The sequence below is a fragment of the Lacticaseibacillus sp. YLM2-1 genome, assembly GCF_056583465.1.
In genome coordinates, this window is sequence record NZ_CM152617.1 from 667,021 (window position 1) to 679,614 (window position 12,594).

General features: G+C 47.7%; 11 protein-coding genes. 1 reads left to right on the forward strand and 10 read right to left on the reverse strand.

Going from position 1 to position 12,594, the window contains the following annotated elements:
• Positions 1-330: 330 nt before the first annotated feature.
• Together AC07KQ_RS03165 and AC07KQ_RS03170 are read right to left on the reverse strand one after the other, a co-directional pair.
• A complete protein-coding gene (locus AC07KQ_RS03165) occupies positions 331-1,176 on the reverse strand; it encodes an aldo/keto reductase (RefSeq protein WP_013245492.1) in 846 nt (281 codons plus the stop codon).
• Positions 1,177-1,354: 178 nt separating this feature from the next.
• Complete coding sequence (locus AC07KQ_RS03170; RefSeq protein WP_003573866.1) at positions 1,355-2,737, reverse strand: amino acid permease; 1,383 nt, start codon at positions 2,735-2,737, stop codon at positions 1,355-1,357.
• A 210-nt stretch (positions 2,738-2,947) separates the two neighbouring features.
• Between AC07KQ_RS03170 and AC07KQ_RS03175 the strand changes: the two genes are divergently transcribed.
• Positions 2,948-5,179, forward strand: a complete 2,232-nt coding sequence (locus AC07KQ_RS03175; protein WP_013245493.1) for a DUF3800 domain-containing protein — start codon at positions 2,948-2,950, stop codon at positions 5,177-5,179.
• 91 nt (positions 5,180-5,270) lie between these two features.
• On the opposite strand, the gene AC07KQ_RS03180 is transcribed toward AC07KQ_RS03175, so the two are convergent.
• The 8 genes from AC07KQ_RS03180 to AC07KQ_RS03215 form a co-directional block, all read right to left on the reverse strand.
• Positions 5,271-7,253 carry a cation:proton antiporter gene (locus tag AC07KQ_RS03180; RefSeq protein WP_013245494.1) on the reverse strand — a complete coding sequence of 661 codons (1,983 nt, stop codon included), beginning with the start codon at positions 7,251-7,253 and terminating at the stop codon, positions 5,271-5,273.
• 421 nt (positions 7,254-7,674) lie between these two features.
• Positions 7,675-8,082, reverse strand: coding sequence for a DUF3021 domain-containing protein (locus AC07KQ_RS03185; protein WP_003577939.1), 408 nt, complete (start codon positions 8,080-8,082; stop codon positions 7,675-7,677).
• A 10-nt stretch (positions 8,083-8,092) separates the two neighbouring features.
• Positions 8,093-8,545 (reverse strand): LytTR family DNA-binding domain-containing protein, encoded by a 453-nt coding sequence (locus AC07KQ_RS03190; RefSeq protein ID WP_013245495.1) that lies wholly within the window; start codon positions 8,543-8,545, stop codon positions 8,093-8,095.
• Between the two features lie 51 nt (positions 8,546-8,596).
• On the reverse strand, positions 8,597-9,463 hold the full coding sequence (locus AC07KQ_RS03195) for an ABC transporter permease (protein WP_003583631.1): 867 nt from the start codon (positions 9,461-9,463) through the stop codon (positions 8,597-8,599).
• Positions 9,463-10,356, reverse strand: a complete 894-nt coding sequence (locus AC07KQ_RS03200) for an ABC transporter ATP-binding protein (protein WP_003583633.1) — start codon at positions 10,354-10,356, stop codon at positions 9,463-9,465. The genes AC07KQ_RS03195 and AC07KQ_RS03200 overlap by 1 nt, the downstream gene beginning before the upstream one ends.
• A gap of 230 nt (positions 10,357-10,586) precedes the next feature.
• Positions 10,587-11,366, reverse strand: coding sequence for an alpha/beta hydrolase (locus tag AC07KQ_RS03205; protein WP_013245496.1), 780 nt, complete (start codon positions 11,364-11,366; stop codon positions 10,587-10,589).
• On the reverse strand, positions 11,359-12,027 hold the full coding sequence (locus tag AC07KQ_RS03210; protein ID WP_013245497.1) for a carbonic anhydrase family protein: 669 nt from the start codon (positions 12,025-12,027) through the stop codon (positions 11,359-11,361). The genes AC07KQ_RS03205 and AC07KQ_RS03210 overlap by 8 nt, the downstream gene beginning before the upstream one ends.
• Before the next feature lie 210 nt (positions 12,028-12,237).
• Positions 12,238-12,564: a heavy metal-binding domain-containing protein gene (locus AC07KQ_RS03215; RefSeq protein WP_003563651.1), complete on the reverse strand. Its 327-nt coding sequence runs from the start codon at positions 12,562-12,564 to the stop codon at positions 12,238-12,240.
• Positions 12,565-12,594: the final 30 nt, after the last annotated feature.

Genomic DNA, 12,594 nt, shown 5'->3' on the forward strand with positions numbered 1-12,594 from the left:
GAGAATTGGTCTTTTTGCCTGCTCATGGATTGTTGATTGCGATTTTTAAGACCGTAGTGCCAAGGCGGAGCAATCGTAGGCCAGATGGGGCTCAGCCGTGCAAACAACACAGCGACCGGGCTTTGGAGCTGATGTTGTTAGGCGACTTCGAGACCGCGGGTTTTGCGGGCTCGAAGCGCCGTCACAGCGTTCCAGTCCCAGCTGGCCGGAGATTGCGGAGTTTGGCACGGCAAGAAGATTTTAGCCCAGCACCTCCTACGATTATTCGGAATCTAATCAATTACAAGTCGTACGAAGAAATTACGACTAACCTTCTTCATGCTTTTATCGTTAAATCATTTCAAGTGGGATATGATGCCGCGGGGCTGGGAAGGCTTGTTCGAACAATGTCAATTCATCTGGTGAAAAAGTAACGTCGGCAGCAGCAATATTTTCCGCCATATGGCTTGCTTCACCTGAACGAGGGATCGTGAGCACATCGCCATGACGCAGCACCCATGCGAGCATCAGTTGATGGGTTGAAATGTTTTTCTCTTTGGCCAAAGTTCTTAGTTCCGGTGGCAGTTTAATTGACTTGCCACTGCCTGACCCAAATGGCGAGTAACCAATCGTGGTAATGTTGGCCTGCTTTTGCTGTGGTAGAAGATCATATTCAATACCGCGCGATTGTAAGTTATAAAGCACTTCATTAGCCGCAATTTGGTCGCCGCCCGGTTCGAGCGTTAATTGATCCATGTCATCAACGTCAAAGTTCGACACACCATATTGCTTAATTAAACCTTCTTTTTGCAAATCCTGCAGGCCTTCGAGAGTTTCTGCTAACGGGGTTGACCCGCGCCAGTGAAGCAGATATAGGTCGAGATAATCAGTTCTCAATCGTTTAAGACTATTTTTTAGGGCTGTTCGCATCTGTCGCTTGTCTGCGTGTGACGGATAGAACTTTGAGATCAGATAGATGTTGGCGCGATCATAATCACCAAGAAAACTGCCAATCAGTGACTCAGCCGCCCCGTTGCCATACATCTCCGCGGTATCAATCACGGTCAAACCATGATTCAGTCCATACTTTAAGGCAGCAGCTTCCTGTTCACTTTCTGCCGCATTGCCTTCGCCTAAGTACCAAGTACCCATACCCATGATCGGGACATTGACGCCACCAATCTTGATTGTTTTCATGATCCGACTCCTTTCTTTCAACACATCTATTATACAAGTTGTGAAAAAAATGACCGCTTTAAATAGAGCCTGTGAAAGAAGATAAAAAAAGCGTGTTACCTACGCATGAACGTGCATTTTTTTGCAGGTCACGAGACAGTTTTCACGCTTCTCCATATCAATTAGTTGCTGAAATTTGCTATTGCCGATTAGCTTTAACAGGTTGCGTCGCAGGCTTTCGACGTTGATACAACAAGTAATGCAGCACGACCAAACCAAGAAAGACGACACCTACTAATAATGAAACACTTGTTTCTGGGTTTAGTAGCATGAAAAATAAAGTGAACGCGAGGAAAATAAGTGTGAGATAATTGCTGTAAGGCGCGAATGGCATTTTGAAAGGATGGTTGGCCATCTGATCAGCGTGGACTTTGCGAAAGCGAATTTCGCTGACTAAGATGACGATCCACGGCACCATACCAGGCAAGACGCTGGAACTGTAAACGAGCACGAAAACATTTTTCGCGGCTGGTGCAATGTAAGGCAGTAAGGCATTCAAAATGACGCCCAGTAAAATCCCGCCGCCCACGGCGATGACCGGATAAAAAGGTACCCCATGACGATTTAGTTTGGTGAAAATTCGTGGCAGTTGTTTGGCATCAGCTAAGGTGTATAACATTCGGCTGGCTGAGTAAATGCCAGAGTTGGAGCCAGATAAGGCAGCGGTAATCACCACAAAATTAATGAGTGAAGCGGCAAATGTGATGCCGATTTTGGCAAATGTCTGAACAAACGGCGACCCTAACGTGCTGAGCTGATTCCAAGGGTAAATGGCGACGATCACGAAAATCGCACCAACGTAGAAAATCAGAATTCGACCAATCGTGTCTTTCACTGCTTTAACGATGGTCGGTCGCGGATTCTCAGCTTCACCTGCTGTGATACCAAGCAGCTCAACGCCTTGGTAGGAGCCGAGGACGATTGACAAGGCAAAACAGAAGCCTTTAAACCCGCCGGTGAAAAACCCGCCGTGGGTCCAGAGATTGCTGATACCAACCGGATGGCCGCCATTACCAATCCCAAATAAAATGACGCCAAGGCCAGCAATGATCATCAAAACGATCGTCACGACTTTAATCAAGGCAAACCAGAATTCCAATTCGCCAAACATTCGCACCGAAATTAGATTTGCTAGTACAAGGAAGGTGATGGCCACTAACCCCGGCAGCCAACCCGGCAACCCGGGCCACCAGAATTTGAAATATTCGCCAATTGCGATCATTTCGGACATACCAACAACAACAAATTGGAAAATGTTGCTCCAAGCAGTGAGATAGCCAAAAATCGGATGCATGTATTCACTGGCAAACTTGGCAAATGAACCAGTTGCCGGATCAATATAAAGCATCTCGCCCAATGCACGCATGATCATGTAAAGGAATAGGCCGGCAATGATGTAGGCGATCAGAACAGATGGCCCTGTCCATTTAATCGTGGCGCCTGCTCCCATGAAAAGGCCAACGCCGATGGTACCGCCAAGCGCAATCATTTGCATGTGACGGCTGCTGAGTTTTCGTTGCATGGTTATTTTCGCTTCTTTCGTCTTGAGAAATACAAGTAATGACTATACAAGAAAAGTCTAACCGGCGCAAACAGGTGGCTATGAAACGTAGACATGAAATAGGCATCACCGTTAACACGCTTCTTGACATTCAAGTCACTATGTCCGTTATCGGCTTTTGCGGTAAACTAGTGACGGATCATTCAATAAAGTAGGATATGAGGAAATATTTTGGATAACAAAAACAAATTCACTGCATCATTAAATGCCTATATGGCAAAACACAAGTTGAACACCAATGCGACATCCGCAGCGATGGGTGTTTCCGTGCCGACTTTGCGTAAAGCACTGCGCGGCCAAAGCGTGAGCCGCAAGACCGCGGCTAAGATTGAAAGCATCATTAAGTCTGGCAAGGTGCCAGCAGAAGCTCACAAAACCGCTACGAAGGCGCCAGCTAAGAAGACGGCGCCTAAGAAACCAGCTGCAAGTAAACAGGTTAAACCAGCCGCGACAGCGAAGCAGCCAGCGGCAAAAGCCAAACAAACTAAATCGGCTGAACAAGTGTCAGCAAGTAAATCAGCGACAACACCAAAAGCCTCGCGTCTTCAAACTAAGCGGGCAGCCAATCAGCAGTCGCAAGCAACTAGCCAAACGCCGACTGCACCACAAACTGAAGCAGCAGCAAGTTCAAAACCGGCACGGCGCACTGCTAAACGGGTGACGCGTTCAACTGTCACGTCACGGCAAAACCAGCGCCCCAACAATCAGCAAGAGCACAACAACAACGAGCAAACACCGAAACAGACGCCTGTTCAGGAAAAAATTCCGACGCGGCAGCATCGCTTCACGATTCGCCAGCAGCCGGATGTTGCGACACAGGAAGCAGAAGCTGAGGCTAAGAAACGTCAGACTGAAGCTAATCGGTCATCTGTATCGGCTAGCTCATCTTCAAGTCAGCAATCGACTGAGCAGCGTCACGACAATCAGACAGAGCGTCACATCAAGAAGCGGACAGTAACGGCCCCACGGCGCAATGTGAATAAAACCGATCACGAACCTGCCCGGCGTGATAATGGCTATACGCGCAACAATCGCAATAAGCCAAATGGTAATCGCCAGCCTAACCGCACGCGCCAAAATCGATTCGCAGCCAACGCTGATCCTCAAAACTGGCAGCCAATGACTCAGCCGGCGGCATCAAGTGCCTCACAGTCAATGACAGCCAAAGCGTCGACCGACAATCGCCATGTGCCAGCAGTGGTTAATCACGTTAAAACGCATACACCAAGTGTGATTCGGTCAACTTCAAATGACCGTAACGGAAAATACAATTCAGCTAATACTGCAAGCAGCAGTACCAGCGATACGACCAGTCAACAGGCAACGACCGGTACCAACATGCATACTAATTATGGTACTCATGATGAAGCACCGTTGGTAGCTGGCAAACAGTTGCAACTCTTTATTGATGAAAGTTTTGAAGAGCACCGTCCAGATCCGCGTACCATGCACATGGGGATCGCGGCTATTTTCCCAGAAGGCGACGACGACAGTCTCATTGGTTTCCGTAATGCGCTCTATCCCTATGGCTGGGAACCAGGGGATGAAGTTAAAGCCCGCGGTAAACAGGTTGATGCCTTAACACAGCTGATCAAAGCAGCCGACCATGAAAACATGGGGATGTATACCGTCTTTTCACAGAAAACGACGTATCCTGATTTCGCCCCGTCAATGGAATATCTGTATCCATACATCGGCGCCACGATTCACGTGTTGCGTGATGTTGACACTACTTTTGATAGTATTGTGATCATGATCGATCATCGGAATGAATTGGAAGGTAATCAGCTGGTGATGGGCGCTGATATTGTGAGTCGCTACTTGACGCTTTCCTTGGAACGACCAATCAAGGTTCGGTTTGAGTTTGCAGATTCTCGCGAGCATCTCGGCTTGCAACTGTCAGACTTTGTTGCCAATGCTGCTCTGCGGCTTAGTAATGACGAACTGAGCCTCATTGGGATCACGCCAATGCCTGAGTTGGGCGTTTCGCAACACGATCAATTAGTCCGATTGACGTTACTTGGCTTGCAGCAGGTTGTGATGGGTGTGCGCGCCGAACGAGCTGCAACACCATCAAAACATTCACAACCTGATCGCTTCATGCAGCTGATCTTTGATGCCACTTACGCCGATTCCGATCAGGTACGCGGTGCGTTGCCGGTTGTCAAAAATGCAGTCGAGCAACTCATCGATGTTTTGCCAAATGCCCGGGTCGGTCAAATCTCCGGTATGCCAAACCAAAGCTGGTATGACATGACAGCGCGGATGGCAGGACTATTACGGTATATCAACAAGGATCCAAAACCATATGGCCGGGTGCTTGCAAAGATCGAAAGCGTGACGAAGACTGCCGCTGACGAACTGGAAATGGCACTTGATTCTGACGATAAAGCCAAGCATTAATTGGGTTTTAAATGACAAAAAGGGTACTGCAATTTAACCGTTGCAGTACCCTTTTTTAGATTATCAAGCGTTGTTACTTAGTGTGTTCTTTTTAAGCAATGAAACTATTCTGGTTTTGTAGGTACGTAATTTCGTCAAAAGTAATGCGTGTCTGCAACCGTTGCATGATCTCCCGGTTGAGTTTGCCTTCAGCAAAAGCACCTTGAATGAACTCAAATTCAGCATGGAATGCCTTTAGGAACATGGCATATAGCACATCACCATCGAACGAATCCGTATGAACCCGGCGATGCCGATCACGATAGAAGCGGCGAACGATGTTGATGGCACTGCGATTTTGACTATTTTCGGCACTCGCCAAGTACTTCATCACCGCATCATAGCCGGCCTGCTCGATAGGTAATAGATCTTCACCGTGCTCAGTAAATTGCCGTTTCCAAAAAATCGGCTCAAGGTTAAGCGGTGTGGTTAAAAAAGCATTTTGCGCTTCGTCTAGACCTTTATACATACGTCCCATATTAAAGGTGAATCGTAGGCGGAGAAAAAGATTTTTCCACGTTCGCTGATCTGCTGTGAAATCATTTAAATCAATAAAGCGATTGTAATAGTGCGCTTCGTCATGCGTGATGGTCCCATTGACCCGTAAAGCTTCAATGGTTCTTTTCTCAACTTTTATGGTGGTATCAAAGATATCCCGTTGCATTCTTCGCGAAGGTTTATCGTTCAGAATCATTTCCTGCGACAACGCGTCTGCAACGATTTGGGCTTCGCTATGATGAACGGATTCATCCCGCATGGCATCAATGCCAGCTGATAACATTCGGCGCAACCAAACATATTGGCGATTGCGTTTTGGCTGCTTAGGCACGCAGAATGGTAGAACCAGTACCGGCACAATCAGACTGAGTAAAATGACAGTTGCCGCGATTAGAATCAAGCCTTGCCGGAGCGGAAAACTGTGGCCATTAACAATTTGTGGCATTGAAAACGCCAAAGATAAGGTGATGGTCCCATTCGCACCACCCAGCATCATAATGACGGCGTTGCGCCAGCGGTGTTTTTTACCAGTTCGCAACAAGGTTCGACTCCATAGTAGGCGAACCAGTGACTTGGCTGCGTAAATGAAAATGCCAATACCCACAAGCAAACTGAACAAGCCAGCTTGTCCGCGCAAGGCGCTGACGATGACATTGGGCAGCGAGAGGCCGAGCAAAACGAAGACGAGTCCGGAAAGAATGGCCGCTACCATTTCCCAGACATTGGCGCTGACGATTTGCATGCGGGCACTGGTTAGTCGCAAACGATCGCGCTCTACACCTTGCGCAATCCCCGAAGCAACAACCGCCAGAATCCCAGACAGGCCAAGTTCTTCGGCTAGAAAATAAACCAACAATGGCGTCAGTAACTGAATACCGACCATGATCAACGGCTCATCGTCGCCGATATGAATCAGCCAGGCCCGCAAATTCACGATCAGCATACCTAAGACTGCCCCGACCAGGATACCGCCGAAGAAGACGAAGAGAAAATCGAGCAAGGCGTCTGTTGGTGAAAATTGTCCGGAAACATAGGCAGTCAGTGCCAGATCGAATGCGACAATGCCGGCTGCATCGTTGAACAGACTTTCATTGGACAATAGTTGCATTTGGCTGTCGCTCAAAGGATTGGTTTGGGCAACGGCGCTGACCGCTGATGCATCTGTTGGCGTGACGATAGCAATGAGCGCGAAGGCAAGACTTAGTGGAATGATTGGAAACAGCGCATGAACGCCAAAGCCTAAAATAATGACTGAAACCAGCACGAGGCCGACTGCCAACGACACGATATTGGTTAAAGAGCGGCCAATTTGAATACGTGAAGCATTTTGACCTTCGTTAAACAACAGTGGGGCAATGATCGCAAAGGAGAAGAACGATGGATCAAGTGTGAAATTACGAAGAGAAGGCATAACGGCTAATGCCGCCCCAAGGCCGATCAAGAAGAATGGCAACGGAATCTTAGGAACGTGCCGTGCCAAGATGTTGCCTAAAATGACGATTGCCAACATGATGCCAAAGATAACAACCTGGTTCAAAAATGATCACTTCCTTGATTGACCTTATTTGACCTTTCTATTTTAGCACCAATGCAAAAAAATAACCGCTCATTGGTCTGAGAGCGCGAGCAGGAGCGCTTAGAAACTGTAGTGTAAGTGGCCTTGAAGTGAAAGGGCCGGTTTTTGGTCCTTTTGCTTCAAGGTCCTTACACGGAAGTTTCTGCGACTGTGAGCGCGTTTTCTACAACGGCGGGTATGCTGACAATAAGGATGGCTTGTAAGTATTCTTTTTCATTGAGTTGAGCATCTTTATTGCTATGCTAATGATGTTGGTTCCGATAGCCTGAGCTGGCTACGCGGTGATTCGGGGGTGGCGACCGCGGAACTACCGGGAACAACCTAACCAGAATAGAATAACCGACACTTTAAACAGATTATGCGTTAGTGACACAACGACAACTCACTTCTTCAACCGCTTTTTTAAAATGCGGGTCATTTTTCTAGCCGTCACGCGCCAAGAGAGGTATAGGGCGATCCAAATGAAGGCGTAGATGACGATGAACGAAATGATGAAGCTGGTTAAGGCGGAGCCAATCAAGAATTGCCAGCCCATCAGGTAGTTCGTTGCAAGGACGACCAGAAAGGTGCTGATGAAATGGGTGCCATATGCAACTGGTAAACTGAGCCAGTCAAGATCGAAAATCGAAGATAGGATGCCAATGACGGCACTCATGATGAACAGTCCCGCGATAGAACGCGGTGTTGGATTAATCGTGTCTAAATGCAACATCAAAGTGGTCAGATAAACGGTTGCGCCGATCATGATACCAATGACGGCCTCGGTCAATAACTGCTTTGCGATTCTCATAAGGGCCACCTCACAATCCTAATAAACGTTTCAAGTCAGGAAGAAACTTACGACTGACCGTCAATTTTTGCTGATTACTCATGAAGGCGGTCATATTACCGGAAAAAGAAGCTTCCAGTGATGTCAAATAATTGATATTCAGAATGGTACTTTTGGCTACCTGAATAAAAAGCTGAGGATCAAGCTTAGCGCGAATGGCTTTTAGCTGGCCACGCGAAGTATAGACCTTGGTCATCGTGTGGACCGTGAGCTCGTCACCGTAGACTTCGATTGCCACGATGTCATTAACGGCCAGTACCACGACGCGTTCACCAACAGTTAGCGGAAGGGTTGGTCGATTGTCGGATAATTGTTGAATTTGTTGCAAGAGCTGCAACACAGCCGGTGAAAGCCGCGCAGCCTTGATGAGCACCTCAATATCATCCGGATTCAAGTCAGGATCTTGATCAAATGAAACTTTCATAGGCTCAGTCTCCTTCCGCATGACGCCAGCGTATCGCACGATTACGTTTCATTATACGCGGGCGAGGGCGGCCTTTCGACTGAATCTGGCAAGAAGGAAAATAAGGATGCTCACACCAAGCGTAAAACCAATCAGAATCAGGTAAGTGTGGCTGCTAGAAAGCAAGCCGTTGACGTCAATGCGAACACCCAACATTTTTTCAAAACTGGCCCTTGCAGCCTCTTGCTTGCCAGTGAAGGTCGTGGCTAACGGCTGTTGCAACAGAATCTGGCGATAAGCAGCGGCGTTATATGGGAAGGGAGTCATTTTCATCAAGGCTTGTGCGCCGCTGGGAACTGCCCCGATTGGCATGTAAACCCCAGCGAAGAAGCCTGCTGCAGTACCGACAATGGTTGCAATGCCGCTCATGGTGGTCACGCGGGAAACAAAGCTCAAAATAAGTAAATTAAAACTTGTCCAAACCACACTGCTGAACAATGCGAGAGCAATGATTTTGCCAGTTAGTTGCCATGGAATAACGACATGATCAAGCAGGGCGAAGGCGCCTGACATGGCACCGAACATGAGCAGCTGCATGATGGTGCCGATGATAACGGCACTGGCCAGATAGCCAAATTGAATGCGCAGATAAGAAGCTTCGGTCAACAGGTAGTCGCTTAAATTACCATTCTCACGATCAACAATCATTCTTGCTAAGCCATCTTGCGTGGTCGTAACTGCCGTGATGGTAAGCGTGCCGCCGATTAGCCAGGGATCAAGCAGCTTTTCAGGATGACTGATGGGCCACAGTCCGGTCATATTCTTTTTGAGAAAAACCAAATAGAGAACGAAGGCAATCAGTGCGCCCAAAACTGAAAAGAAAACGCCGGCGCGATTGCGAAAAAACAACAATAGATTACGTTTAATAAAAGCTAGCATTAGCGAATCTCCTTTCCGGTTAACGTGACGAAGATCGTATTCATATCAGCTGGATGGAACTCAAAGTCGGTAATCGTATCGGTGAGTTCCGTCAGCAAAGCAATAGCCTGTTGCGGATGATGGATATTGACGTGCACCTCGTTGGCAACGATATTGGCCCGCAATCCGGCTTGATTGGCGACTGTTTTGACTCGATCGGCAGCTGTTGTTTGAATTGTCAGTTGATGAGCAGCATAGCGATTTTTCAGGTCAACAACGGTATCTGCTGCAATGATTTCGCCACGATCAATGACGTAAACGAAGTCAGCATTTTCCGTTTCCTCCAAATAATGGGTTGTTAAAATGACGGTCAATTGCGTTTGGACGCGTAAAGCAGCCAGCGCTGACCAAATCGTTTGGCGCGTCTGAATATCTAATCCGGTTGACGGTTCGTCTAAAAATAAAATTTGGGGATGATTCAAAAGGGCGCGGGCAATATCGGTTCGGCGTCGCTGACCACCTGACAATGTCCCATATGTCTGATTCAAAATAGGTGCCAGGTCAAATTGCTTAATCAGTTGATCGAACCAAGCAGTATCTGGGTGTTGATACATGCGCGCCCGCAATCGTAGATTTTCATTAACTGTTAGTTGGCGATCAAGGACACTATCCTGAAAGACAACCCCAATCTGTTGACGATAGGCCACTTGCCCAGGTGTGTGATCGGCGACGGTAATGGTGCCACTGGTCGGTTGAATCAAGCCTGTCAGCATGCCGATTGTCGTCGATTTACCTGCGCCGTTAGGACCTAAGAAGGCCACGAATTGCCCACGGTCAACCGTCAAATTAATGCCGTTCACTGCTACTTTCGGACCAAATGTTTTGGTCAGACCCTTTGCTTCAAGAATGGCCATTGATGTCACCTGCTTTCGATTTGTTGGCCTTAGCATAACGACGATTGCGCCAAGTGTCTCGAGAAAGGCGTTAAGTGGTGCAAAATGCTTGGCAAGTGGTTGAAAATAGCAAATGAAAAATAGAATTTTTTCTTGGCAATTTACAAATGAGTTGGGAATGCGATTTTATCGAGGCAACAAAAAACAGCTTGTGAGAATCAAGCCACAAGCTGCAGATAGTTTTTAGCTACTCAGGTAAATAAAAAGTGCAAGATTTCAGCATCCACATAAGGATTTTGGTGCAGCGTCGAGTGATAAGCGCCAACTGGTGTGCCAGTATAAACAAAGAGGGTGGTGGATAAGCCAGCCGCCTTAAATTTGGCGGCTAAACGTTTGACACCAGCAAGGCTGACGGCCCAGTCACCTTTTGCCCCGAAGACCTGTCCGCCAATCACTAAGATATGCAATGTTTTCGGTAACGCCCGAATCTGGGTCGTTGGATCACGATAGAACTCGCTCGCAAACGAGACATAATTGATCACTTGCGGCTGAAGATTGGCATGCGGTGTCGTCATGTAATTAAAGCTCAGATTGCTGCCCATTGAATGACCTACCAGATTCACACGAGTCACATGACGCTGGACGCGAAGCCAGTGCAGCAAGTCGGTGAGTTGCCGGACTTCCTTTTGTGGTGACTTAGCATCGGCAAAAACAACGTTGATGAGCGGATTTTTGCCATTGTAGCGGTCGGCTCCAGTGATCGTGCGTTTGCCGTCAGCACTGACATGAATCGTAGTGACTTGATCGGATGCCTTATCCTGCTTGAAGCGTTGAACCATTGGCCCGAAGGTGAGGCTGTTACTGCCATAACCAGGGACAAAAACTGTGACGATACCCGTATGACGATAGGTTTGCTGGTGAATTGCGCGGCTGCCCAGTTGCCACCAAAGCCAATAGCCGCCGCTAGCGAGAAGCAAAATTACCAGTACCGATATGCTTACTCGTCGCCAGCGTTTTGCTGATTTAGCCATGAAGAGGGTCATCTCCTGCTGGACGCTTCAGTTGCTTGAAAACGCCTCGGAAAATTGGTCGCCGATTGATCGCTTGCACATGGCGATTATTCGGTTCAAAAAACTGCTGATAGCGGGCGAGCTGATTCGAACTCATTGTGATCTCGGTTTGCTCAATGACATACCAAGTCACGCCTTCGGTTAACGGCGGGGTGGTGAGTGAGCCGAGGTAGTGATAAACCGTGCCTTGTTTTGGCAGTAGGCGAGTCAGGTCAAAGTTGATTGGCTGCGTGACATGTGGTTGAAAATGATCGAGCACATCGGCCATGATCGGGTTAGCTTGACCAACTGGCACTAAAACCGCCACGACACAAAGCGCACCAATGGCTGATTGATGGACAAAATGGAGCTCCGCCACCGTTTTCTCAGCAACGATATGCTCCGCTGGCACGTGAAAATGGGCCTGCACAAAAGTCCAAGTGGTTTCATTAATCCGAGTTGTTCCTTTGCCAGCGAGCCGAATGGTGACCTGGTCATCAATTTCTTGATCGGTCATCCATGGTGTGAGAATCGTCATGTCAGTGTCGACAGTGGTTGTCGCTTGACGAAGATCAATCGGTGATTGCTGGAAGCCGAAACCATTTGGCCACGAAGACTGCTTGGCATAATTCAAAATTGACATCGTGACAATCCTTTCAAAAAATGAATTGGCGGTGGGCAGTCGAAACTCCTGCTGTTAAAAACGAAATGCACCAGAAGTCATTTAGCAGACAGAGACTAAGAAAATCAAAACTAGAGATGAACTTTTCTCTAGAGCCAATTTTGCTCAGCAAATCCTACTGACTTCTGGCGCACATGATGGGCAGTTATTCGGCTGAAGAAGGGATGCTTTTTAGTTGAGAAATTTCACAGCCGTGCCATATGCAACAACACTTTGCATGTCACCGCCAATTGATCCGGAGTCAAACCGCATCATGACAACTGCATCGCCACCAGCTTTTTGGGCTTCGTCGCGTAACCGCTCGATCGCCTTTTCCCGTGATTCATGCAGCATATCACTGTAGGCTTTGATTTCACCGCCGACAATGTTCTTCAAGCCTGCACCAATGTTGCTGATAACATTTTTTGACTGTGTTGTTAAGCCGAAAACTTCGCCGATCACTTCATATTTTTTGCCGGGAATGTTTTCGGTGGTTGTGATTAAGATTTCTTGTGCCATGAGAGAATCTCCTTCATAAAAGTTGACGAA

Coding starts and splice junctions, on each gene's coding strand:
- AC07KQ_RS03190 (WP_013245495.1), bottom strand. CDS start 8,545: ATGAAAGTTTCATTTGATCAAGATCCTGACTTGAATCCGGATGATATT.
- AC07KQ_RS03165 (WP_013245492.1), bottom strand. CDS start 1,176: ATGAAAACAATCAAGATTGGTGGCGTCAATGTCCCGATCATGGGTATG.
- AC07KQ_RS03210 (WP_013245497.1), bottom strand. CDS start 12,027: ATGTCAATTTTGAATTATGCCAAGCAGTCTTCGTGGCCAAATGGTTTC.
- AC07KQ_RS03195 (WP_003583631.1), bottom strand. CDS start 9,463: ATGCTAGCTTTTATTAAACGTAATCTATTGTTGTTTTTTCGCAATCGC.
- AC07KQ_RS03185 (WP_003577939.1), bottom strand. CDS start 8,082: ATGAGAATCGCAAAGCAGTTATTGACCGAGGCCGTCATTGGTATCATG.
- AC07KQ_RS03170 (WP_003573866.1), bottom strand. CDS start 2,737: ATGCAACGAAAACTCAGCAGCCGTCACATGCAAATGATTGCGCTTGGC.
- AC07KQ_RS03215 (WP_003563651.1), bottom strand. CDS start 12,564: ATGGCACAAGAAATCTTAATCACAACCACCGAAAACATTCCCGGCAAA.
- AC07KQ_RS03205 (WP_013245496.1), bottom strand. CDS start 11,366: ATGGCTAAATCAGCAAAACGCTGGCGACGAGTAAGCATATCGGTACTG.
- AC07KQ_RS03200 (WP_003583633.1), bottom strand. CDS start 10,356: ATGGCCATTCTTGAAGCAAAGGGTCTGACCAAAACATTTGGTCCGAAA.